Source organism: Pseudomonas sp. GW822-FHT06D10 (genome assembly GCF_058799535.1).
The window spans coordinates 170,478-194,776 of sequence record NZ_JBXALN010000001.1 but is presented as its reverse complement, the minus strand read 5'-3'; the positions used below and the strand labels follow the sequence as shown (position 1 = coordinate 194,776).

Here is a 24,299-nt window from a genome sequence, read left to right as displayed (position 1 = left end):
CTTCGCAATGGCCTTACCAGGTAGTTCTCATGTCTGATCGCAGTGCTCGCCTCCACGCCCTCCAGCAAGCCCTCAAAGAGCGCATTCTGATTCTCGATGGCGGCATGGGCACCATGATCCAGAGCTACAAGCTCGAAGAGCATGACTACCGTGGCAAGCGCTTCGCCGACTGGCCCAGCGACGTCAAGGGCAACAACGACCTGTTGGTGCTGACCCGCCCGGACGTGATCGGCGCCATCGAAAAAGCCTACCTGGATGCCGGTGCCGACATCCTCGAGACCAATACCTTCAACGCCACCCAAGTGTCCCAGGCCGACTACGGCATGGAAGAACTGGTCTACGAATTGAACGTAGAAGGCGCCCGCCTGGCGCGCAAGGTGGCGGACGCGAAAACCCTCGAGACCCCGGACAAGCCACGTTTCGTCGCTGGCGTCCTGGGCCCGACCAGCCGCACCTGCTCGCTGTCGCCGGACGTCAACAACCCCGGCTACCGCAACGTCACCTTCGATGAACTGGTGGAAAACTACACCGAGGCCACCAAGGGCCTGATCGAAGGCGGTGCCGACCTGATCCTGATCGAGACCATCTTCGACACCTTGAACGCCAAGGCCGCGATCTTCGCCGTGCAGGGCGTGTTCGAGGAGTTGGGCTTCGAACTGCCGATCATGATTTCCGGGACCATCACCGATGCTTCCGGGCGCACCCTCTCCGGCCAGACCACCGAAGCCTTCTGGAACTCCGTGGCCCACGCCAAGCCGATCTCGGTGGGCCTGAACTGCGCCCTGGGCGCCAGCGAGCTGCGCCCCTATCTGGAAGAGCTGTCGAACAAGGCCAGCACCCACGTCTCGGCGCACCCCAACGCCGGCCTGCCGAACGAGTTCGGCGAGTACGACGAGTTGCCGGAACAAACCGCCAAGGTCATCGAAGAGTTCGCCCAGAGCGGCTTCCTCAACATCGTCGGCGGCTGCTGCGGCACCACCCCGGGGCATATCGGCGCCATCGCCAAGGCCGTGGCCGGTTATGCCCCGCGACAGATCCCGGACATCCCCAAGGCCTGCCGCCTGTCGGGCCTGGAGCCCTTCACCATCGATCGCAACTCGCTGTTCGTGAACGTCGGCGAGCGCACCAACATCACCGGCTCGGCCAAGTTCGCCCGGCTGATCCGCGAGGACAACTACACCGAGGCCCTGGAGGTCGCCCTGCAGCAGGTGGAGGCCGGCGCCCAGGTGATCGACATCAACATGGACGAGGGGATGCTGGATTCGAAGAAGGCCATGGTCACCTTCCTCAATCTGATTGCCGGGGAGCCGGACATCTCCCGCGTGCCGATCATGATCGACTCCTCCAAGTGGGAAGTGATCGAAGCCGGCCTCAAGTGCATCCAGGGCAAGGGCATCGTCAACTCCATCAGCATGAAGGAAGGCGTCGAGCAGTTCATTCACCACGCCAAGCTGTGCAAGCGCTACGGCGCCGCCGTGGTGGTGATGGCCTTCGACGAGGTCGGCCAGGCCGATACCGAGGCGCGCAAGAAGGAAATCTGCAAGCGCTCCTACGACATCCTGGTCAATGAAGTGGGCTTCCCGCCGGAAGACATCATCTTCGACCCGAACATCTTCGCCGTGGCCACCGGCATCGAGGAACACAACAACTACGCCGTTGATTTCATCAACGCCTGCGCCTATATCCGCGACGAGCTGCCCTATGCCCTGAGCTCCGGCGGTGTGTCCAACGTGTCGTTCTCGTTCCGCGGCAACAACCCGGTGCGCGAGGCGATCCACTCGGTGTTCCTGCTGTACGCGATCCGCAACGGCCTGACCATGGGCATCGTCAACGCCGGCCAGCTGGAGATCTACGACCAGATCCCGCAACAGCTGCGCGACGCCGTGGAAGACGTGGTGCTCAACCGCACGCCCAACGGCACCGACGCGCTGCTGGCCATCGCCGACCAGTTCAAGGGCGACGGTAGCGTCAAGGAAGCGGAAACCGAGGAATGGCGTAGCTGGGAAGTCAACAAGCGCCTGGAACACGCGCTGGTCAAGGGCATCACCACCCATATCGTCGAAGACACAGAAGAGTCGCGCCAGAGCTTCAGCCGCCCGATCGAGGTGATCGAAGGCCCGCTGATGTCCGGCATGAACGTGGTCGGCGACCTGTTCGGCGCCGGCAAGATGTTCCTGCCCCAGGTGGTTAAATCCGCCCGGGTCATGAAACAGGCGGTGGCCCACCTGATTCCCTTCATCGAGTTGGAAAAAGGCGACAAGCCGGAAGCCAAGGGCAAGATCCTCATGGCCACGGTCAAGGGCGACGTGCACGACATCGGCAAGAACATCGTCGGCGTGGTCCTGGGCTGCAACGGCTACGACATCGTCGACCTCGGGGTGATGGTGCCGGCGGAGAAGATCCTGCAGGTGGCCAAGGAGCACAAGTGCGACATCATCGGCCTGTCCGGGCTGATCACCCCGTCCCTGGACGAGATGGTCCACGTCGCCCGCGAGATGCAGCGCCAGGATTTCCACCTGCCGCTGATGATCGGTGGCGCCACCACCTCCAAGGCCCACACCGCGGTGAAGATCGAGCCTAAATACAGTAATGACGCGGTGGTCTACGTCACCGACGCCTCGCGCGCGGTGGGCGTGGCCACCCAGCTGCTGTCCAAGGAGCTCAAGGCCGGCTTCGTACAGAAGACCCGCGAGGAATACGTGGAAGTGCGCGAGCGCACCGCCAACCGCAGCGCCCGCACCGAGCGCCTGAGCTACCCGGCGGCCATCGCCAAGAAGCCGCAGTTCGACTGGAGCAGCTACCAGCCGGTCAAACCGACCTTCACCGGCGCCCGGGTGCTGGACAACATCGACCTCAAGGTGCTGGCCGAATACATCGACTGGACGCCGTTCTTCATCTCCTGGGACCTGGCCGGCAAGTTCCCGCGCATCCTCGAAGACGAAGTGGTGGGCGAAGCTGCCACCGCGCTGTACAAGGACGCCCGGGAAATGCTCGACAAGCTGATCAACGAAAAGCTGATCAGCGCCCGCGCCGTGTTCGGCTTCTGGCCGGCCAACCAGGTGCAGGACGACGACCTGGAAGTCTACGGCGATGACGGCCAGCCCCTGGCGCGCCTGCACCACCTGCGCCAGCAGATCATCAAGACCGATGGCAAGCCGAACTTCTCCCTGGCCGACTTCGTGGCGCCCAAGGACAGCGGCGTCACCGACTACGTCGGCGGCTTCATCACCACCGCCGGAATCGGCGCCGAAGAAGTGGCCAAGGCCTACCAGGATGCCGGCGACGACTACAACTCGATCATGGTCAAGGCGCTGGCCGACCGCCTGGCCGAGGCCTGCGCCGAGTGGCTGCACCAGCAGGTGCGCAAGGAGTACTGGGGTTATGCCAAGGACGAACAACTGGACAACGAGGCGCTGATCAAGGAGCAGTACAGCGGTATCCGCCCTGCCCCGGGCTACCCGGCCTGCCCGGACCACACCGAGAAGAGCACTCTGTTCGCCCTGCTCGACCCCGAGGCCAGCGAAGGCCGTGCCGGCCGTAGCGGCGTGTTCCTTACCGAGCACTTCGCCATGTTCCCGGCGGCCGCCGTCAGCGGCTGGTACTTCGCTCACCCGCAGGCGCAGTACTTCGCCGTGGGCAAGATCGACCAGGACCAGGTCCAGAGCTACACCGAACGCAAGGGCCAGGACCTGGCCGTGAGCGAACGCTGGCTGGCACCCAACCTGGGCTACGACAACTGACCCAGGTTGTGCAGGAGCCGGTTTGCCGGCGAAGGCGGTCCCCGGGGCTTCTTCGCTGGCAAGCCCATTCCTGCAGCCGCCCGCCACCCCGGGCGGCATTGTCTATGCTCTGTTGACACCCAACCGTGTCGAGGGATTTATGGACGATCCAAGCAAGGACAATCAGCCTCCGACCTTCCTGCAGATGCTGCAAAGCGTGCTGGCCGCCGCTTTCGGCGTACAGAGCGGGAAGAACCGCGCCCGCGACTTCAGCCACGGCAAGCCCAGCCACTTCATCGTGCTGGGCATTCTGTTCACCACCCTGTTTGTTCTGGTGCTGCTGGGCATCGCCAACCTGGCGATGCACCTGGCGGGGGTCTGAAGCGGCGTCAGCGCAGCAACAGCTGCAAACCGAAGGGATAGCGGTAGCTGTCCGGCTTGCCTTGGGCGGACAGCCCGCGAAAATCGACCCTGGTGCCCACCTGATCCCCCAGGCGCAGCAACTCCCGGGCCTGGGCCGGGGTCAATGCCTGGAACAGCGACAGCTGCCAATCCGGCCCGCCCAGGCGCCGGGCGTCCAGCCCCAGGGCATCATCGTGCAACACCACCAGGGCCCAGCCACCCAGGGTAAAGTGCCCCGCCTCCAGCACCGACAACTTGCCGTCGATCAGGGCCTGCAAGGCCTCGGGCGAACTGTTGACTCCACTGAACAGCAGATCCGCTCCCGGCTTGCGGCCCAGTTCTCGGGCCGCTTGCATGGCCCCCAGGGCCATTTCGTCATTGGCCGACCAGACCAATTGGGTTTTCGGGTAGCGCTTGAGCAACTGTTGCGCCTGGCGGTAGGCGCGCTCCCGGTTCCATTCGCCATAGACCAACTGACGCAAATGCACCTGCGGATGTTCGGCCAGGGCCCGGCGCAAGCCGCGCTCGCGCAACTGCGCCGCAGGTGTGACCTTGAGCCCGGAAAATGCCAGGAGTTCGATGCCGTGCCCTGCCGGGACCGGCCCAAGCTTGTGCAGCAGCTCCTTGAGCATGCGGTAGCCGGCTTCCTCATCGTCGCCCACCATGCTGCCGATCCAGTCCGAATAGTTCTGCCGGCTCTGCCCGATCAGTTCCCGCTGGTCCAGGGTCAAAGGGCTGTTGACGATAAACAGCTTGATCCCGGAGCCCTGGGACAGACGCAGGATCTGCGGAGCCACGTACTGTTCGTTCACCAGCATCAGGTAATCGGGTTTGTCGCGGCCCTGGAACAGCTCCCGGGCCTGCTGCAGAGTGTTCTGCGGATCGCGCTCGGCATAGAGGATGCGCAGGTCAAGCCCCAGGTCCCGGGCCGCGGCCTGCATGAATTGCGAATAACTGACCCAGAAGGTCTCCGTGGAATTGCCGGGATTGAGAAACACCACCGATGTGGCATGAGCGACCGCCCAGAACGGCAGACTCAGGCACAACAGCCACTTGCACAGACGCTTGAACATTACGAGAAGAGCCCCAGAATTTCGCCCAGGCAGTATAACTGGCAAAGTGCTGGCCAACGGCGGCAAATTGTCATGATTGTCCGACAATTCAGGCTCTTTTTTATCGCTCGACTACTGGTGACTGACCCAGAACACGGCCGTACCCACGACCAGTATGATCAGAAAGAGAATGGCCCAAGCATCAACGCTACTGTCACTTTTCCTTACTTTGGTTGGATGGCTCATAGCATCGCCTCTAGTAGATTTTGTCGGTGACTGCTCAAAGACACGTCCACAGTTAAGACCAGGATTGCCCCTACCACAAATGGGGTTACTCTCACGCCCCTACCGTTAGTCGTTTTGGTTCTGTGCATATACTCAAACATCACTTTTGCGCATAACCGCAAACTGGTATCGTTCGGCGGCTCCGTTGGGAGTGCGCGGCCGTGCGCGCAGATTTGCTTACATGGGTGGCGTGAAGCGTGAACGAAGGCAAGACGAGGTGAGACCGGCGAAAACCGCGCTGGACGCCAGTCCGAGCAGCGTACCGAAGCCGTTCACCGCAGTATTTGCCAAGTGCGCTTGAGCGCCGCCTGTAGCCTGAGAACTGGACCTATATGTACGTATACGACGAGTACGATCAGCGGATCATCGAGGACCGCGTCAAGCAGTTCCGTGATCAGACCCGACGCTATCTGGCAGGCGAGCTGAGCGAAGAAGAATTCCGCCCCCTGCGCCTGCAGAATGGCCTTTATATCCAACGTTTTGCCCCGATGCTGCGGGTCGCCGTGCCTTACGGCCAACTGACCTCGCGCCAAGCGCGGATGATGGCCAAGATTGCCCGCGACTACGACAAGGGCTACGCGCACATCAGTACCCGGCAGAACGTGCAGTTCAACTGGCCGGCCCTGGAAGACATCCCGGACATCCTCGCCGAACTGGCCACCGTGCAGATGCACGCGATCCAGACCAGCGGCAACTGCCTGCGCAACGTCACCACCGACCAGTTCGCCGGTGTTGCCGCCGACGAGCTGATCGACCCACGCCCCTGGTGCGAGATCGTCCGCCAGTGGACTACCTTCCACCCGGAATTTGCCTACCTGCCGCGCAAGTTCAAGATCGCCATCAACGGCTCGACCTCTGACCGCGCGGCCATCGAAGTCCATGACATCGGCCTTGAGCCTGTGTACAACGCCGCCGGTGAGCTGGGCTTCCGCGTGCTGGTGGGTGGCGGCCTGGGCCGTACCCCGGTGGTCGGTGCCTTCATCAACGAGTTCCTGCCGTGGCAGGACCTGCTGAGCTACCTCGACGCCATCCTGCGGGTCTACAACCGCTACGGCCGGCGTGACAACAAGTACAAGGCGCGGATCAAGATCCTGGTCAAGGCCCTGACCCCTGAAGTGTTCGCCGAGAAGGTCGAGGCCGAGATGGCCCACCTGCGCGGCGGCCAGACCACCCTGACCGATGCCGAAGTGCATCGCGTGGCCAAGCACTTCGTCGACCCGGACTACAAGACCCTGAGCAACCAGGACACCGAACTGGCCGCCCTGGACCAGCAGCACCCGGGCTTTGCCCGCTGGCGCACGCGCAACACCCTGGCCCACAAGAAGCCGGGCTACGTGGCCGTGACCCTGTCGCTCAAGCCCACCGGCGTAGCGCCGGGAGACGTTACCGACAAGCAGTTCGACGCCATCGCCGACCTGGCCGACCGTTACAGTTTCGGCCAGCTGCGCACCTCCCACGAGCAGAACATCATTCTCGCCGACGTCGAGCAGAGCCAACTGTTCACCCTGTGGGGCGAGTTGCGGGAGAACGGCTTCGCCACGCCGAACATCGGCCTCTTGACCGACATTATCTGCTGCCCGGGCGGCGACTTCTGCTCCCTGGCCAACGCCAAGTCGATCCCGATCGCCGAATCCATCCAGCGCCGTTTCGACGACCTGGACTACCTGTTCGACATCGGCGAACTGGACCTGAACATCTCCGGTTGCATGAACGCCTGCGGCCACCACCACGTGGGCCATATCGGCATCCTCGGGGTGGACAAGAAAGGCGAGGAGTTCTACCAAGTGTCCCTGGGTGGCAGCGCCAGCCGCGACGCCAGCCTGGGCAAGATCCTCGGCCCGTCCTTCGCCCAGGACGACATGCCCGACGTGATCTCGAAGCTGATCGATGTGTACGTGGAACAACGTACCGAAGACGAACGCTTCATCGACACCTATCAACGTATTGGCATCGACCTCTTCAAGGAGCGCGTCTATGCAGCGAATCATTAAGAACAACGAGGTCATCGACGAAACCTGGCACCTGCTGCCCAAGGACGCGACCCTCGACGGCATTTCCAACTGCGACGACCTGATCGTGCCACTGGCCCTGTGGCGCGAGCATGCTCACGCCCTCAAGGCTCGCGACGGCGGCCTGGGCGTGTGGCTGGATGCTGACGAAGAAGCCGAAGAGATCGGTGACGACGTCCAGCATTTTCAGGTGATTGCCCTGAACTTCCCGGCCTTCACCGATGGCCGCAACTACTCCAACGCCCGTTTGCTGCGTGACCGCTACGGCTACAAGGGCGAGTTGCGAGCGATAGGCGACGTGTTGCGCGACCAGCTGTTCTACCTGCACCGCTGCGGCTTCGACGCCTATGCACTGCGGGCCGACAAGGACCCCTACGAAGCCCTGGAAAGCCTCAAGGACTTCTCGGTGACCTACCAGGCCGCCACCGACGAACCGCTACCGCTGTTCCGTCGCCGCTAAGCCCTGGCGCCAACAAAAAGCCCTGAACCGGGAAACCGGTTCAGGGCTTTTTTGTGCAGACCTACCACTCTCACCGTAGGAGCCGGCTTGCCGGCGAAGAGGCCCTCGGGCCTTGTGCAAAGCCTGCGACCGCCTTCGCTGGCAAGCCAGCTCCTACAGCAGACGCCCGCAAACGACGCACTCCCTGTAGGAGCCGGCTTGCCGGCGAAGAGGCCCTCGGGCCTTGTGCAAAGCTTGCAACCGCCTTCGCTGGCAAGCCAGCTCCTACAAAGCCAGCGCCTACAAGGCCGGGGGGTTACCAGAAGCGCTGTTGGGTCAGGCGGCTCCACCAGGTCAGCAGCACGCGGTCGATGGAGCCGCTGGCCGCCAGCCCTACCCGCTCTTGCAGGCTCTTGCGCTCGGCATAGTGCAAGTGGAAGACCTCGGCACTCTTGGCCTTGTCCGCCAGGTATTCGTCACTGGTCTGCAACTCGTCCACCAGCAGTTTTTCCTGCGCCGCCACGCCCAGCCAGACTTCACCAGTGGCCACTTCATCAATGGCCAGTTGCGGGCGATAGCGGGAAACGAAGTTCTTGAACAGTTGATGGGTGACGTCCAGGTCTTCCTGGAATTTTTCCCGGCCCTTCTCGGTATTTTCGCCAAACACCGTCAAGGTGCGCTTGTACTCACCAGCGGTCAGCACTTCGAAATCGATGTCGTGCTTCTTCAGCAGGCGGTTGACGTTGGGCAACTGGGCCACCACGCCAATGGAACCGAGGATGGCGAACGGCGCGCTGATAATCTTTTCACCGATGCAGGCCATCATGTAGCCGCCGCTGGCCGCTACCTTGTCGATGCACACCGTCAGCGGTACGCCAGCCTGGCGGATACGCGCCAGCTGCGACGAAGCCAGCCCGTAGCTGTGGACCATGCCGCCACCGCTCTCCAGGCGCAGCACCACTTCATCCTTGGGCGTTGCCAGGCTCAGCAGGGCAGTGATTTCATGGCGCAGCCCTTCGGTGGCCGAAGCCTTGATGTCGCCATTGAAGTCCAGCACGAAGACCCGGGGCTTGGCCTCGGCCGGCTGTTTCTTGTGCTTCTTCTGGCTCTTTTCGCTCTTGCTCTTGGCCTTGCGCAGGGCCTTGAGCTGATCCTTGTCCAGCAGGCTCTGCTCCAGGCGCTCGCGCAGTTCCTTGTAGAAATCATTCAGCTTGCTGACCTGCAACTGCCCCACACCCTTGCGCCGCCCTTTGCTGCGCAGCGCAGCGGCGGTGATCAGCACCACCAGGATGGCGACCACCAGGGTCACGGTCTTGGCCAGGAAACTGGCGTATTCGGCGATAAACTCCACAGGGACTCCTCAAACATGGACCGCTGCCAACGAGCGGCGTAATGGGCTAAAGCATACCGGCGCGACTGGTCGGCCACCAGTCGGGAAACCTTGTGTAACCAAGCTCCAACAATCATTTCAAACAAGCGTATGTTTTTTCATTGACAGCTCACCGGCATCCTCATAACCTCGCAAAACTTTCAACGTACCGGGATGACGCGGACGTGGGCAGCATCTACTTGATTCGACATGGCCAGGCCTCCTTCGGTGCAGACGACTACGACGTGCTGTCGGCTACCGGCGTGCGCCAGGCGGCGGTGCTCGGTGAACACCTGGCAGCGCTGGGCATCGGTTTCGATCGCTGCCTATCCGGCGATCTGCGGCGCCAGCAGCACACCGCCCAGGCCGCTCTGGAACAGATGAGCGCCGCAGGCTTTGACAGCCCGGCCCTGGAAATAGATTCCGCCTTCAACGAATTCGATGCCGACGCCATCATCCGCGCCCTGCTGCCCGACCTGCTGCCCCAGGAACCCGAAGCCCTGAACATCCTGCGCAACGCCGCGCAGAACCGCGGTGAGTTCCAGCGCATCTTCGCCCTGATCATCCAGCGCTGGCTGGCCGGCACCTACGACCCACCTGGCCTGGAAAGCTGGCTGGGTTTTGTCGAACGGGTCCAGGGCGGCCTGCAACGGATTCTCGAAGCAGCCAACAACCAGCAGAAGATCGCCGTGTTCACCTCCGGCGGCACCATCACCGCCCTGCTCCACCTGATTACCCGGATGCCCGCCCAGCAGGCTTTCGAACTGAATTGGCAAATCGTCAACACCTCGCTCAACCAGCTGAAGTTCCGCGGTCGCGAGGTGTCCCTGGCTTCCTTCAACGGTCATGCCCATCTGCAACTGTTGAAGGCCCCGGAGCTCATCACCTTCCGTTGAGCCCGGCTTACTGTGACCCTTGCTGTAACCACCCCATAAAAGGATCGAACCATGACCTCCGTAGCTGACGCCGTACAAGCCATGCAAGCCAAGTTCAACCCAGCTGCCGCTGCCGGCCTGGACCTGGTTTTCGGTTTCCGCATCGATGACTCCAAGCACTTCTCGCTGGTCGTCAAGGACAGCACCTGCGAACTCAAGGAAGGCGAGAACCCGGACGCCCAGGTCACCCTGGTGATGGACGGCGAAACCCTGGACGGCATCGTCAGCGGCGAGACCGACGGCATGCAAGCCTTCATGGGCGGCAAGCTGCGCGCCGAAGGCGACATGATGCTGGCCATGAAACTGAGCGAGCTGTTCCCAGCCTAAGACCGCGCAAGGTCCGGCTGTACCCGAATCCCGCCCCTGTGGCGGGATTCGTCGTTTCTGGCTGCCGCAACCGCTCTGGCCCGTGCCTTTGCCCTGAATCAATACCGCTGGGCGGCTGGCATTTCAGGCGAGACGCTTGATTGATCTCGGTCAGTTCCCACCCCGCAACGCCCCTCTACTCTTGCGCCTTCCATCGCGGCCAGGGACGGCTCAGCCGGAGCCACCTGCCATACCGCCATCACTCACGGAAGAGTCTGCATTATGCGATCACTGAAGATCATCCTGCTGTCTACCGCCTTCAACGGCCTGACCCAACGCGCCTGGCTCGACCTGCGCCAGGCCGGCCACCGCCCTAGCGTGGTGCTGTTCACCAGCGAAGAAGAGGTCTGCCGGCAGATCGAAGAGGCCGAGGCCGACCTAGTGATCTGCCCGTTCCTCAAGGACCGGGTCCCCCAGCAACTGTGGAGCCATCCCAAGCGCCCGGTGGTGATCATCCACCCGGGTATCGTCGGCGACCGCGGGGCCAGCGCCCTGGACTGGGCCATCAGCAAGGAACTCAAGCGCTGGGGCGTCACCGCGTTGCAGGCGGTGGAAGAAATGGACGCCGGGCCGATCTGGTCGACCCACGAATTCAACCTGCCCGCCGGGCTGCGCAAGTCCGAGCTGTACAACGGCCTGGTGAGCGACGCGGCGATTCACTGTATCCGCGACGTGGTGGAGAAATTCCGCAACGGCTACATCCCCCAGCCCCTGGACTACGACAAACCCTCGGTCCTCGGGCGCCTGCAACCGAACATGAAGCAATCCGACCGCATCTTCAGCTGGCACGACAGCGCCCAGTTCATCAAGCGCAGCATCGATGCCGCCGACGGTCAGCCCGGCGTCCTGGCCAGCCTCGCCGGCGGCCAGTACTACGTGTACGACGCCCACCTGGATTCGCGCACCGGCATGCCCGGGCAACTGCTGGCGGTGCACGACGACGCAGTACTGGTGGCCTGTGGCGATCACAGCCTGTGGATCGGCTCCCTGCGCCAGAAGCCCCAGCCTGGCGAAGAAACCTTCAAGCGCCCCGCCCGCCACGTGCTCGGCGAGCGCCTGGCCGATGTCCCGGTGCTGGACTGGTCGGTGGCCAACAGCCCGTTCAGCACCGAGGCCTACCAACCTATCCGCTACCGCGAAACGGGCAAGGTCGGCGAACTGACCTTCGAGTTCTACAACGGCGCCATGAGCACCGAACAGTGCCAACGCCTGGTCAGCGCCCTGCGCTGGGCCAAGGCTCGGGACACCCAGGTGCTGCTGGTGCGTGGCGGCCGCGGTGCCTTCAGCAACGGCGTGCACCTCAACGTGATCCAGGCCGCCGAAGTACCGGGCCTGGAAGCCTGGGCCAATATCCAGGCCATCGACGACGTCTGCCTGGAACTGCTCACCGCCCGCCAACTGGTGGTCAGTGGCCTGACCGGCAATGCCGGCGCTGGCGGCCTGATGCTGGCCCTGGCCGCGGACGTGGTCCTGGCCCGCGCCGACACCGTGTACAACCCCCACTACAAGAGCATGGGCCTGTACGGCTCCGAGTACTGGACCTACAGCCTGCCCCGCGCCGTCGGCCAGCCCATGGCCAAGCAACTGACCGAAGCCTGCCTGCCCATCAGCGCCCTCCAGGCCCTGCAGATGGGCATGGTGCAGGAGATCGGCCCACGCTGCCCGGACGAGTTCGGCCTGTGGCTGCTGCAACGGGCCAACGGCGTTCTCAACGACCCGCGCTACCAGCACCTGCGCCAGCGCAAGCTGGATGCCGACCCGCAACTGATGCAGCACTGCCGCAACGCTGAACTGGAAGAGATGCACATGGACATGGTGCAGAACCGCAAGGGCTTCGCCGAGAAATGCAGCAACTTCGTCTACAAGCGCAAGACCTGCTGCACCCCGGAGCGGCTGATCGAAGCCTGGGCCAAACCCCAGGACATCGCCCTGGTGGGTTGATCCACGATCGATGCACGATCCATCACCGCCCGGCTAAGCACCGGGCGGTTTCATTTTCCCGGCTGCAACAGCAACGCCACCAGCGCCGTCCAGCCGGTCTGGTGGCTAGCCCCCAGGCCGCGCCCGGTTTCGCCATGGAAGTATTCATGGAATAGCACCAGCTCGCGGTCCTCGGCATCCACCTGCAACTGCGGGTAACCGCTCATGGACGGCCTGCGCCCGTCCTCGTCCAGTAGAAACAGTCGCGTCAGGCGCTGGCTCAAGCCGTCGGCCACTTCCTCCAGGGACGCCAGATACCCGGAGCCCCGCGGGTACTCCACCGAGAAGTTGACGTCGTAATAGCGGTGAAACTCGCGCAGCGACTCGATCAGCATGTAGTTGATCGGCATCCACAGCGGCCCGCGCCAGTTGGAATTGCCACCATACAGCCGTGAATCGGACTCCGCCGGCACATAGCGGGCGCAGAGCTGCTTGCCGTCCACCTGCATGGCGAACGGCTGCTCGAAGGCCTTGGACAGGGAGCGAATGCCGTAGGCAGACAAGAACTCGCTTTCGTCGAGCATGCGCTTGAGCAGGTCCTTGGTGCGTTCGCCGCGCAACAGCGCCAGGAGCATGCGGTTGCCCTTGCCCGGCTCGTACCAGCGCGAGACCAGGCTCGCCAGGTCCGGCCGGTGGTGCAAAAAGCCCAGCAGGCGCTGGGCCAGCCCCGGAAGGTTTTCGTGCTCATGCTGCTCCAGCACCTGCACCGCGAACAGCGGCATCAGGCCGACGATGGAGCGCAGGCGCAGGGGTTCGTTCTGCCCATCAGGGCGGTGCAGCACATCGTAGAAGAACTGGTCCTGTTCGTCCCACAGCCCCTCGGCGCTTTCATCCACGCGGTTGATGGCCCCGGCGATATACAGGAAGTGTTCGAAGAACTTCACCGCGATGTCCACGTACACGCTATTGCGCTTGGCCAGTTCCAGGGCGATGCGCATCAGGTCCAGGGCGTAGGCCGCGACCCAGGCCGTGCCATCGGCCTGATCCAGGGTGAATCCATCAGGCAACGGCGCGGAACGATCGAACAGGGCGATATTGTCCAGGCCGAGGAAGCCGCCCTGGAACAGGTTGCGGCCTTCTGCGTCCTTGCGGTTGACCCACCAGGAAAAATTCAGCAGCAGCTTGTGGAATATGCGTTCGAGAAAATCCAGGTCACCGACGCCAGTCAGGGACTTTTCCTGCTGGTAGACCCGCCAGCAGGCCCAGGCGTGCACCGGCGGATTGGCGTCGTCAAAACGCCACTCGTACGCGGGCAACTGGCCGTTGGGATGCATGAAGCGATCCTTCACCAGCAGCAATAACTGCTGCTTGGCAAAGCCGGGATCGATCAGGGCAAAGGCTACCGCCTGGAAACCCAAGTCCCAGGAGGCATACCAGGGGTACTCCCAGGTGTCGGGCATGGAGACGATGTCGCAGTTGGACAGGTGCCGCCAATGGGTGTTGCGCAGATGCTCGCGTTCACTAGGGGGCACCGGCTGGCCGGGATCACCATCAAGCCACTGGTTGACGTCGAAGTAGTACAGCTGCTTGGACCACAGCAACCCCGCCTGGGCCTGGCGCTGGACATTGCGCGCGTCGCTACTGGCGATGCCTTGCTGCAACGCCCCGTAGAACTCATCGGCCTCGCGCCGGCGCTGCTCGAACAGGCGGCGGGCGCTGACCGGTTCGCTACCAGCCGGGGCAAAGCGCAGGAACAGGCGCTTGCTCTCGCCGCCCGCCAGATCCAGGACGAAGTGCGCCGCCACCCGGGTGCCGCCATCGAAACTCACCGCACTGGCCTGTCCATCCACCAGGTAGTCGTTGAAACCGTCCTTGAACGGCCCGGGTGACGCCAGCCCGTCCAGCTTGGGGAAATTGCTGTCGTTGTTGCAGAACAGCCACTGGCAGGGCTCGGCCCCCCAGGCGGTGATCTGCCGCTCGGGCAGTTGCCCATGCCGCGCCAGCACCTTGTCGCCCTCCAGGCGCAGGCTCGGCCGCGGTGCGTCGCCGCCCCAGCTCCAGGTGTTGCGCGCCCAGACCTGGGGCAGCACCCGCAGCCGCGCCGGCTGGTGGAAACGGTTGTGCACGGTGATGTGCATGAAAATGTCATCGGCCGTGTGCTTGGCGTATTCCACCGTCACGTCGAAGTAGCGGTTGTCCTCGAAGACCCCGGTATCGAGGATCTCGTACTCGGTGTCGCTCAGGCCGCGACGGGCGTTTTCCGCCACCAGGTCGGCATAGGGGAAAGCCGCCTGGGGGTACTTGTAGAGCATGCGCATATAGGCATGGCTGGGCACGCCGTCGAGGTAGAAGTACAGCTCCTTGACGTCCTCGCCGTGGTTGCCCTCGGCATTGTTCAGGCCGAACAGGCGCTCCTTGAGAATGCTGTCGTGTTCATTCCACAGCGCCAGCCCCAGGCACCAGTGCTGGGCCTTGTCGGAGAACCCGGCCAGCCCGTCCTCGCCCCAGCGGTAGGCACGGCTGCGGGCATGTTCGTGGGGGAAGTAGCTCCAGGCATCGCCATAGGCGCTGTAGTCCTCGCGCACCGTGCCCCACTGCCGTTCACTCAGGTACGGCCCCCACTGGCGCCAGAGCTCGGCGTCGCTGCCCTGCAGGCGCCGGCCTTCAACCGTATCGAGGATGCTGCTGGTGGATTTTGCCGGCATGGGGGAGTGTCCTTGGCCATGGAGGTGACTTGCAGTGTAGGAGCAGCCCGTCTCGCTGCCCCGTGACAAATGTTTCACGTTGCGAAGACCTGAGGCCGCGAAAACAGCGCGAAAAGCCTGTGGCAGAGACCGCGCGGTTAAATTTTCCGTCCCTGGCTCGTTATAATCGGCAACCCTTTTATGGCCACGCGGATTCGATGATGTTCAGTTGCAAAGCGTTTTTCCCGGCCCTGTTACTGATGGCCACCTGTTCGGCCCAGGCCGCAGGCCTGGACCTGAGCTACCCGCAACCGCCGTTGCCGGCCACCGCCCAGGCCCCGGCGCCAGAGAGCGACACGCCGAAGCTCAAGTTGCAGTTCAAGCCGGCTATCAGCTACGAGCACAATTGCAGCGGCCAATGCACCTACGAAACCAATATCGACCAGTTGCACGACCGCGAAACCCGCCACAGCGCAAGCGTCGGCTTCGACTGAGCCCGGCCATTAAACCTGCGGCACGCTTGATCCACACTCGCGCTCCTGAGCAGGAAGTCCTGCCCTGCCGGCGAAGAGGCCCGCAGCCTTGTGCAGGCCTTGCGACCGCCTTCGCTGCCAAGCCAGCTCCTACACATGCGTCCAGCATCGCGCAAAATTCCGTAGAAGCCGGCTTGCCGGCGAAGAGGCCCCGAGGCCTTGTGCAAACCTTGAAGCCAGCTCCTGCGGGTTTCGTGAGGGTTGGACGGGGGTGGAAGCCGCTCGGTTGTCCAGCTACGACCCCTCAACACCAAAAACGACACCCCACTCCCTTAGGCGGTTGACGCGCCGCCCTCATCTCTATTTATTACTATTTATCCGCATTAATACGATAAATAGCCGCCCATGCTGAAACGCCCCGTTCGCCGCAAACGCCAGAAGCTTTCCGACGTGATTGTCGAGTCGGTGAAGCGTTCCATCGTCACCGATGCCCTGCGCCCCGGGGATCGCCTGCCCACCGAGAAGGAGTTGATGGAAAGCTTCCAATGCTCCAAGGGCTCGGCCCGGGAGGCGCTCAAGGCGCTGGAGGTGGAAGGCCTGGTCAACACCCGCACCGGGCCCAACGGCGGCGCTTACCTGAACCAGGCCGGCACCGAGCCGGCCAGCCGCGCGCTGCGCAACTACCTGCACTTCCAGCACATGGACGGCGAGCAGGTCTATCAGCTGCGCAAGGTGATCGAGGTGGAGCTGGCGGTGTCGGTGATCGGGCGCCTGAGCGAGGCTGATTTTCAGGCGCTGCAGGACAACATCGACTTCTGCAGCCACCCCGAGGACAGCGAGGCCGGCCAGCGCGAGCAGCGCATCGCCGAGCTGGAGTTCCACAACCTGCTGGGGCGGGCCTGCCCCAACCCGCTACTGAGTTTCATGGCGCAGTTTCTCAACGATCTGCTGCGCGACCTGGTGGTGCTGAAGAAGGCCTACAAGCCCAAGCGCAAGCAGTTCGACGCCGCCAACCTGGATTACCACAAACGCTTGCTGCTGGCCTTGCGCGCCGAAGATGAAAGCGCAGTGCGCCAGTTGATGCACGAACACATGTGCGACGCCGAGCACCACATGACCGCCCTGGAAGGCGAAGTCACCCAGCACTTCCTGCTGGAGTTCGACCACCACTGATCGCGAGCACAGTCCACCGCTTTGCCAATAACAAGCCTGAACACAGGCTGCTACGTCGATTCGCCATTGCCACTCCTGCCAATAACTAAACCAGGGAGTTACCCCATGCAGCGTCGTACGTTGTTGAAAGCCGGTCTGGCCGTTAGCGGTGCCCTCAGCCTCGGGCTGGGGGTGCGCAACGCCTTTGCCGCCGAACCCTTTACCTTTTACGGTTTGAAGTCGATGTCCGGCGCCTTTGCCAGCTACGGCAAGTTCGCCGACATGGGCTCACGACTGGCGGTGGAGCAGTACCCGACCCTGCTGGGGCGACCGCTGCACTACAAGGTGATCGACACCGAGGGCAACGCCGGCAAGGCGGTGCGCCGGGTCCAGGAGGCGATTGCCCAGGACGGCGCGCGGTTCTTCCAGGGCTGCACCCTGTCGTCTTCGGCGCTGGCGGTGGCCAAGGAGGTGGGCAAGGTCGGCGGGGTGTTCATGACCCCGGTGGGCGCCGATGAGGTCACCGGCAAGGACTGCAATGCCTCGACCTTTCGCTGGTCGGTGCCCACCTACGGCGCCATCCGCGAAACCATGGTGCCGCTGATCAAGTTGCTGCCCGAGGCCAAGCGCTGGTACACCATCACCCCGCAATACGTGTTCGGCGAAGCCCTGCTGGAAGGGGCGAAGCAGGTCTGTGCCGAACACGGCATCGAGCACATCGGCAACAGCTACCATTCCTTGCAGGAGCAGGAGTTCTCCGGCTACCTGACCAATGCCATCGCCGCCCGCCCTGATGTGCTGGTGCTGTTGAACTTCGGCAGCCAGTCATCCAACGCCCTGCGCCAGGCGGTGAACTTCGGCATCAAGGAACGCATGAAGGTGCTGCTGGTATGGTCCGCCGGGCTCGACCAGTTCCAGGAGCTGGGCAGCGACGTCTTGGAAGGCGTCTACCTCGGCGCGCAGTACTGGCATCAGGTGGACACCCCGCTCAATCGCGAACTGGTGAAGCTGACCCAGGCCAAATACGGCATCAACCCCACCTACCCGCTGGCCGCCGACTACATCGGCAGCAAGATCATCCTCGACACCATTGCCGCCACCGGCAGCTTTGACGGCGCTACCGTGGCCAAGGCCATGCAGGGCCTGACCTACCAGGGCCCCACCGGCGAGGAGAGCATCCGCGCCGGCGACCATCAGGTGATCAAGGATTACTACCTGCTGGTGGGCAAGGCCGCCGCCACGATGCGCGACAAGGACGACCTGGCCGAAGTGCTCAGCGCCGGTCGCTCGTTCCCGGATGTCAGCGCCACCGGCTGCGCCCTGGCCTGACGCTCGACACTTCTATCGCTGGCTACAGGCAGCGGGCTCCGTCCAAGGGCTCCCTGCCGAGGGTTCCTGCATGCTTAATTTGTACCTGTTCCAGATCCTCAACGGCCTCGGGCTGGGGATGATCTACTTCCTGATCGCGGTGGGCCTGACGATCATTTTCGGCCTGCTGAACTTCGTCAACTTCGCCCATGGCGCGTTCTTCGTGCTCGGCGCCTACATCTGCTACACCGCCGTCAGCCTGACCGGCAACTTCTGGCTGGCCCTGGTGCTCGCGCCCCTGGTGGTGGCGGCCCTGGCCTGGATCATCGAGCGCCTGTTGATCCAGCGCATCTACCACTTGCCGCACATGTTCCAGATCCTGGTGACCCTGGGCATCGCGCTGATCATCCAGGAAGCCAGCGTGATGATCTGGGGCCCGGTGGGCAAGGCCGTGGCGGTGCCGGAACTGCTGCGCGGGGTGCTGGTGATCGGCGACTTCGTCTACCCCTACTACCGCCTGTTCCTGATCCTGTTCTCGGCCCTGGTGGGGCTGGGCCTGTGGCTGCTGCTGGAGTGCACGCGCTTCGGTGCCCTGGTGCGGGCCGGCAGTGAAAGCACCGAGACCGTGTCGCTGCTGGGCACCAATATCTTTCGCCTGTTTTCCATGACCTTCGCCCTCGGCGTGGCCCTGGCCGGGATCGCCGGGGTGCTGTTCGCGCCCTTGCGCGGCGCCCAGCCCTTTGTCGGCCCGGAGATTCTCGGGGTGGCCTTCGTGGTGGTGGTGATTGGCGGCATGGGCTCGTTCGGCGGCGCCCTGGTGGGCGGCCTGCTGGTGGGGGTGGTGCAAAGCCTGATGACCAGCCTCTGGCCCCAGGGCGCCAGCCTGATGATCTACGGCGCCATGGCGGCAGTCATTCTGGTGCGTCCTTACGGCCTGTTCGGGAGAGCATGATCATGAGCGAGAAAAACCCCCTGCCCTTTGCCAAGACTCAATCGCGCGGCCTGCTGTGGCTGGTGATCGCGGTGCTGATCGGCCTGCCTCTGGTGCTGCCGTCGGCGACCCTGGCCAGCGAGATCCTGATCTTCGCCCTCGCCGCACTGGCCTGTAACCTGCTGCTGGGCTACACCGGGCTGCTGTCGTTCGGCCAGGGCATCTTCTTCGGCGCCGGTGCCTACTGCGCCGCCCTGTTGATGATCCATCTGCAGCTGGGGCTGTTCAGTGCCCTGCTCGGCGCGGCGCTGGTGGGAGCCTTGCTGGCACTGCTGGTGGGCGCCCTGGCGATCCGCCGCACCGGCATCTACTTCGTCATGCTGACCCTGGCCTTCAGCCAGATGGCCTACTTCATCGCCTACACCCTCAGCGACTGGACCGGCGGCGACAACGGCCTGCTCAGCGTGCCGCGCCCGGAGATCCGCATCGGTGACACGGTGCTGCTGTCCCTGGCCGACGCCCACTATTTCTACGGCTTTGTCGCGGTGCTGTTCCTGCTGATCTTCATCGGTGCCCGGCGGGTGATCGCCTCGCCGTTCGGCAGCACCCTGATGGCCATCCGCGAGAACGAAACCCGCGCCGCCGCCATCGGCTACGACACCCGGCATTTCAAGATCCTGGTGTTCATGCTCTCCGGCGCAGTCACCGGGATTGCCGGGGCGCTGTACGCCATGCTCCTGCACTTCGTGCCGCTGTCGAACATCGACCTGGCGATGTCGGAAAACATCCTGATCATGACCATCGTCGGCGGCACCGGCTCGCTGTTCGGTTCCCTGCTCGGCGCCGGCGCCATCGTGCTGCTGGGCGAGTTCCTCTCCGAGCTGTGGCCACGCTGGCTGATTCTGCTGGGGGTGATCCTGATCCTGGTGGTGGTGTTCATGCGTGGCGGTTTGTGGGGCGGCTTGTCGAGCCTGGCGGAACGCCTCAAAGGTTCACGCAAGACGGCCTTGCTGGCCGAGGAGAAACGCTCATGAGCAAGCCTTCGCAGTACCTGCTGGAAACCCAGAACCTGGAGCTGGCCTACGGTGCCTTCCACGCGGTCAACGGGGTCAACCTCAAGGTCGAGGCCGGCACCATCCACACCATCATCGGCCCCAACGGCGCCGGCAAGACCAGCCTGTTCCACTGCCTGACCGGCGAACGCCAGGCCACCGCCGGGGCCATCCGTTTCAACGGCAAGAACATCATCAAGAAACCCGCCCATGGCCGGGTCGGCCTGGGCATGGCGCGTTCCTTCCAGCTCACCAGCCTGTTCCAGAACCTCAGCGTGCGGGAGAACCTGCGCCTGGCCGCGCAGGGCCGCGACGGCCTGGGGGCCCTGAACTTCTGGCGCCACGTGGACAGCCGCCGCGAGCACCTGGAGGTGGCCGACCAGGTGCTGGAGCGCCTGCAACTCACGGCCCGGGCCCAGACCCTGGCTGGCGAGCTGTCCCACGGCCAGCAACGGGTGCTGGAAGTGGGCATGTCGATCTGTTCGAAACCGCAATTGCTGATGCTCGACGAGCCCACCTCGGGCATGGGCATCGACGACATTCCGATCATGACCCAACTGATCAGCGACCTGGGCCGCGACCACACGGTGCTGCTGATCGAACACAACATGAGCATCGTCATGTCCATCAGCCAGCGCATCACCGTGATGAGCCACGGCCAGATCCTGGTCGAGGGCACGCCGGATGTGGTGCGCGCCGATGAGCGTGTGCGTGTCGCCTACCTGGGAGAAGCCGCCTGATGCTGACCGTCGAGAACATCCATTCCTACTACGACAAGAGCCACGTGCTCGAAGGTGTCTCGCTCAAGGTGGAGGCCGGTGAACTGGTGACCCTGCTGGGGCGCAACGGCGCGGGCAAGACCACCACCTTGCGCAGCATCCTGGGGATCATCTGCCCGCGCCAGGGCCAGATCCACTTCAACGGCCAGCAACTGGTGGGCCAGAAGATCTTCGAGATCGCCCGCCAGGGCCTGGCCCTGGTGCCGGAACACCGGGGCATCTTTCGCCTGCTCAGCGTCGAGGAAAACCTGCGCATCGCCCAACGCAAGAGCAGCCGCTGGCAACTGGACGACATCTACCGAATGTTTCCGCGGCTCAAGGAACGCCGCAAGAACGCCGGCCACGCCCTGTCCGGCGGCGAACAGCAGATGCTGGCCATCGCCCGTGCCCTGCTCAATGACCCCAAGCTGCTGATCCTCGACGAACCCACCGAGGGCCTGGCGCCGGTGATCGTCGACGAGCTGGTGAAGATCCTGCGCACCCTCAAGGAAGGCGGCCTGCCGGTGCTGCTGGTGGAACAGAACCTGATGGTCTGCGACAAGCTCGCCGACCGTCACTACGTGCTCGAACAGGGCCGCGTGGTCTACCAGGGCAGCGCCGCCGAATTTCGCGCCGACCCGACCATCAAGAACCGCTACCTGGCCCTGAGCGCCTGACGGGAGAAATGCCATGAACAGTCGACTGGACCCACTGCAGTCCTTGCAAAGCAATGCCCCGCTGATCAACCGCGAGCGCCTCTGGCAGTCCTTGATGGACCTGGCCCGACTGGGCGCCACCGCCAAGGGCGGCGTGTGCCGCCTGGCCCTCACCGACCTCGACCGCCAGGCCCGGGACCTGTTCGTGCGCTGGTGCGAAGAGGCCGGCTGCAGCGTCAGCGTGGATGGCATCGGCAATATCTTCGCCCGCCGCGCCGGGCGTGACCCGAACCGAGCACCGGTGATGACCGGCAGCCATATCGACACCCAGCCCACCGGCGGCAAGTTCGACGGTTGCTACGGGGTGATGGCCGGGCTGGAGGTGATCCGCACCCTGAACGACCTGGGCCTGGAAACCCAGGCGCCGATCGAAGTGGTGGTCTGGACCAACGAGGAAGGCTCGCGCTTCCCGCCGTGCATGATGGGTTCGGGGGTGTTCGCCGGCAAGTTCGACCTCGCCGAGACCCTGGCCAAGCAGGATGAACAGGGCCTGTCGGTGGGCGCCGAGCTGCAGCGCATCGGCTATGCCGGTCCGCGTGCGGTACTCGGCCACCCGGTGGGCGCCTATTTCGAAGCGCATATCGAGCAAGGGCCGGTGCTGGAAGACCGCCAGACCACCATTGGCGTGGTCATGGGTTGCCTGGGCCAGAAGTGGTTCGACCTGACCCTGAGCGGGGTCGAGGCCCACGCTGGGCCGACGCCGATGCACCTGCGCAAGGACGCCCTGGTGGGCGCGGCGCAAGTGGTCAGCGCGGTCAATCGCATCGCCCATGCCCATCAGCCCCATGCCTGCGGTACCGTGGGCTGCCTGAGCCTGCACCCGGGCTCGCGCAACGTGATTCCCGGGCAGGTGCAGATGACCCTCGACCTGCGCCACCTGCACGCCGACCGGTTGCAAGCCATGGTCGATGAAGTGCGCCAGGTGATCGAAGACAGCTGCCGCCAGCACGGCCTGAGCTTCGAGCTGACCGCCACCGCCGATTTCCCGCCGCTGGACTTCGACCCCGCCTGCGTGGCCGCCGTGCGCCAGGGCGCCGAGCACCTGGGGCTGAGCCATATGGACATCGTCAGCGGCGCCGGGCATGACGCGATCTTCATCGCCGAGCTGGGCCCGGCAGGGATGATCTTCGTGCCCTGCGAGGGCGGCATCAGCCACAACGAAATTGAAAACGCCGCGCCCCAGGACCTGGCCGACGGCTGCGCAGTCCTGCTGCGGGCCATGGTCAATGCCGCTCAAGGAGCTCAATCGCTATGAAGCAAGCCACTGACATCGCCGCCCTGAGCGGCGTCGAACTGCTGCGTCATTACCGTGACAAGCGCCTGTCACCGGTGGAGGTCACCGAGGATGCCCTGGCGCGTATCGAGCGCTTCAATCCGCTGGTCAACGCCTATTGCCATATCGACCACCAAGGGGCCCTGGACGCGGCACGGGCCTCCGAACAGCGCTGGCTCAAGGGCCAGCCCTGCGGCGCCCTGGACGGCTTGCCGGCGTCGATCAAGGACCTGACCCTGACCCGTGGCATGCCCACCCGCAAGGGCTCGAAAACCACTGCGGCCGCCGGCCCCTGGGAAGTCGACGCGCCCTTCTCCGGCTTCATGCGCGCGGCCGGCGCGGTGCTGCTGGGCAAGACCACCACCCCGGAATTCGGCTGGAAAGGCGTGACCGACAACCCGTTGTACGGCATCACCCGCAACCCCTGGGACACCCGCCTGACGGCCGGCGGTTCCTCCGGCGGCGCAGCGGCGGCGGCCTCGCTGAACCTCGGCGTGTTGCACCAGGGCAGCGATGCCGGCGGATCGATCCGCATTCCCTGCGCCTTCACCGGCACCTTCGGCATCAAGCCGACCTTCGGCTACGTGCCGCAGTGGCCGGCCAGCGCGATGAACATCCTCTCGCACCTGGGGCCGATGACCCGCAGCGTCGATGACGCCGTGCTGATGCTGCAGACCGTGGCCCGTCCGGATGCCCGTGACGGCCTGCTCGGCGCACCGCGCAGCACGCCCTGGTTACCGGAAAATGCCAGCCTCAAGGGCCTGCGCATCGCCTACAGCCCGGACTTCGGCTACGTCAAGGTCGACCCGCAAGTGGCGCGAGTGGTGGCCCGGGCGGTGGAGCGCCTGGCGCAACTGGGGGCACAGATCGAGCAGGTCGATCCCGGTTTCAGTGATCCCCTGGAGCTGTTCAATACCCTGTGGTTCTCCGGAGCGGCGCGCCTGACCGCAGCCCTCAGCCCCGCCCAGCGCGCCTTGCTGGACCCGGGCCTGCTGCGCATCGCCGAACAGGGCGAAGGCATCAGCCTCAGCGACTACAGCGCCGCCCTGGAGGCGCGCGCCGCCCTGGTGGCCCACATGGCCGCCTTCCATGAGCGCTACGACCTGCTGCTCTCGCCCATGCTGCCCCTGACTGCGTTCGCCGCCGGACACAACGTCCCACCGGGCTCGGGCCTGGGGGAATGGATGGAATGGACGCCCTTCAGCTACCCCTTCAACCTGACCCAGCAACCGGCGGCTTCACTGCCCTGCGGCTTTGCCGACGACGGCCTGCCCGTGGGCCTGCACGTAGTGGGCGCACGCTTTGCCGACGAGCAAGTGCTGCGCTTGTGCCGGGCCTATGAGCAAGCGTTCCCCTGCCCCCACCCCCAAGCCCCCGTCCTGCGACACTGACCCGCACAAAATCCCGTGGGAGCCGGCTTGCCGGCGAAGAGGCCCGCGAGCCTTGGGCAAACCCT

General features: G+C 64.2%; 19 protein-coding genes. 16 read left to right on the top strand and 3 right to left on the bottom strand.

Annotated features, from left to right (window positions below; genetic code table 11):
* Window positions 1-29 precede the first annotated feature (29 nt).
* Together metH and AC1RL5_RS00935 are read left to right on the top strand one after the other, a co-directional pair.
* Window positions 30-3,740 (top strand): methionine synthase, encoded by a 3,711-nt coding sequence (metH, locus tag AC1RL5_RS00940; RefSeq protein ID WP_072449944.1) that lies wholly within the window; start codon window positions 30-32, stop codon window positions 3,738-3,740.
* Between the two features lie 139 nt (window positions 3,741-3,879).
* Window positions 3,880-4,101: a DUF2970 domain-containing protein gene (locus tag AC1RL5_RS00935; protein WP_015636084.1), complete on the top strand. Its 222-nt coding sequence runs from the start codon at window positions 3,880-3,882 to the stop codon at window positions 4,099-4,101.
* A 7-nt stretch (window positions 4,102-4,108) separates the two neighbouring features.
* Here AC1RL5_RS00935 and AC1RL5_RS00930 read toward each other — a convergent pair whose 3' ends face one another.
* Window positions 4,109-5,194: an ABC transporter substrate-binding protein gene (locus tag AC1RL5_RS00930; protein ID WP_072449943.1), complete on the bottom strand. Its 1,086-nt coding sequence runs from the start codon at window positions 5,192-5,194 to the stop codon at window positions 4,109-4,111.
* A gap of 596 nt (window positions 5,195-5,790) precedes the next feature.
* On the opposite strand from AC1RL5_RS00930, the gene AC1RL5_RS00925 reads away from it, so the two are divergent.
* Together AC1RL5_RS00925 and AC1RL5_RS00920 are read left to right on the top strand one after the other, a co-directional pair.
* Window positions 5,791-7,449, top strand: coding sequence for a nitrite/sulfite reductase (locus AC1RL5_RS00925; protein WP_072449942.1), 1,659 nt, complete (start codon window positions 5,791-5,793; stop codon window positions 7,447-7,449).
* Window positions 7,433-7,927 carry a DUF934 domain-containing protein gene (locus AC1RL5_RS00920; RefSeq protein WP_072449941.1) on the top strand — a complete coding sequence of 165 codons (495 nt, stop codon included), beginning with the start codon at window positions 7,433-7,435 and terminating at the stop codon, window positions 7,925-7,927. Before AC1RL5_RS00925 ends, AC1RL5_RS00920 begins: the two co-directional genes overlap by 17 nt.
* A gap of 295 nt (window positions 7,928-8,222) precedes the next feature.
* Here AC1RL5_RS00920 and sohB read toward each other — a convergent pair whose 3' ends face one another.
* Window positions 8,223-9,257, bottom strand: coding sequence for a protease SohB (gene sohB / locus AC1RL5_RS00915; RefSeq protein WP_019094331.1), 1,035 nt, complete (start codon window positions 9,255-9,257; stop codon window positions 8,223-8,225).
* A gap of 203 nt (window positions 9,258-9,460) precedes the next feature.
* Between sohB and AC1RL5_RS00910 the strand changes: the two genes are divergently transcribed.
* The 3 genes from AC1RL5_RS00910 to AC1RL5_RS00900 all read left to right on the top strand — a co-directional run bounded on the left by AC1RL5_RS00910 (window position 9,461) and on the right by AC1RL5_RS00900 (window position 12,517).
* A complete protein-coding gene (locus AC1RL5_RS00910) occupies window positions 9,461-10,171 on the top strand; it encodes a histidine phosphatase family protein (RefSeq protein WP_019094330.1) in 711 nt (236 codons plus the stop codon).
* A gap of 51 nt (window positions 10,172-10,222) precedes the next feature.
* The gene (locus AC1RL5_RS00905; RefSeq protein WP_011061945.1) at window positions 10,223-10,537 is read left to right on the top strand and encodes an SCP2 sterol-binding domain-containing protein; all 315 of its coding nucleotides are present in this window, start codon (window positions 10,223-10,225) and stop codon (window positions 10,535-10,537) included.
* 261 nt (window positions 10,538-10,798) lie between these two features.
* Complete coding sequence (locus tag AC1RL5_RS00900; protein WP_492589036.1) at window positions 10,799-12,517, top strand: hydrogenase maturation protein; 1,719 nt, start codon at window positions 10,799-10,801, stop codon at window positions 12,515-12,517.
* A 50-nt stretch (window positions 12,518-12,567) separates the two neighbouring features.
* On the opposite strand, the gene AC1RL5_RS00895 is transcribed toward AC1RL5_RS00900, so the two are convergent.
* Complete coding sequence (locus AC1RL5_RS00895) at window positions 12,568-15,201, bottom strand: MGH1-like glycoside hydrolase domain-containing protein (protein ID WP_492589037.1); 2,634 nt, start codon at window positions 15,199-15,201, stop codon at window positions 12,568-12,570.
* A 200-nt stretch (window positions 15,202-15,401) separates the two neighbouring features.
* On the opposite strand from AC1RL5_RS00895, the gene AC1RL5_RS00890 reads away from it, so the two are divergent.
* The 9 genes from AC1RL5_RS00890 to AC1RL5_RS00850 all read left to right on the top strand — a co-directional run bounded on the left by AC1RL5_RS00890 (window position 15,402) and on the right by AC1RL5_RS00850 (window position 24,234).
* Complete coding sequence (locus AC1RL5_RS00890; RefSeq protein ID WP_181003051.1) at window positions 15,402-15,674, top strand: hypothetical protein; 273 nt, start codon at window positions 15,402-15,404, stop codon at window positions 15,672-15,674.
* Window positions 15,675-16,058: 384 nt separating this feature from the next.
* Window positions 16,059-16,826, top strand: coding sequence for a FadR/GntR family transcriptional regulator (locus tag AC1RL5_RS00885; protein ID WP_093403998.1), 768 nt, complete (start codon window positions 16,059-16,061; stop codon window positions 16,824-16,826).
* A 105-nt stretch (window positions 16,827-16,931) separates the two neighbouring features.
* Entirely contained in the window at window positions 16,932-18,134 is a 1,203-nt protein-coding gene (locus tag AC1RL5_RS00880) for an ABC transporter substrate-binding protein (protein WP_015636094.1), read from the top strand.
* Window positions 18,135-18,204: 70 nt separating this feature from the next.
* Complete coding sequence (locus AC1RL5_RS00875; RefSeq protein WP_072449935.1) at window positions 18,205-19,065, top strand: branched-chain amino acid ABC transporter permease; 861 nt, start codon at window positions 18,205-18,207, stop codon at window positions 19,063-19,065.
* Between the two features lie 2 nt (window positions 19,066-19,067).
* Window positions 19,068-20,078, top strand: a complete 1,011-nt coding sequence (locus AC1RL5_RS00870; RefSeq protein ID WP_093404000.1) for a branched-chain amino acid ABC transporter permease — start codon at window positions 19,068-19,070, stop codon at window positions 20,076-20,078.
* Window positions 20,075-20,836 carry an ABC transporter ATP-binding protein gene (locus tag AC1RL5_RS00865; protein ID WP_492589038.1) on the top strand — a complete coding sequence of 254 codons (762 nt, stop codon included), beginning with the start codon at window positions 20,075-20,077 and terminating at the stop codon, window positions 20,834-20,836. Before AC1RL5_RS00870 ends, AC1RL5_RS00865 begins: the two co-directional genes overlap by 4 nt.
* On the top strand, window positions 20,836-21,531 hold the full coding sequence (locus AC1RL5_RS00860) for an ABC transporter ATP-binding protein (protein WP_123577984.1): 696 nt from the start codon (window positions 20,836-20,838) through the stop codon (window positions 21,529-21,531). Before AC1RL5_RS00865 ends, AC1RL5_RS00860 begins: the two co-directional genes overlap by 1 nt.
* Before the next feature lie 13 nt (window positions 21,532-21,544).
* A complete protein-coding gene (locus AC1RL5_RS00855) occupies window positions 21,545-22,825 on the top strand; it encodes a Zn-dependent hydrolase (RefSeq protein ID WP_145711727.1) in 1,281 nt (426 codons plus the stop codon).
* On the top strand, window positions 22,822-24,234 hold the full coding sequence (locus tag AC1RL5_RS00850; protein WP_145711724.1) for an amidase: 1,413 nt from the start codon (window positions 22,822-22,824) through the stop codon (window positions 24,232-24,234). The genes AC1RL5_RS00855 and AC1RL5_RS00850 overlap by 4 nt, the downstream gene beginning before the upstream one ends.
* Window positions 24,235-24,299: the final 65 nt, after the last annotated feature.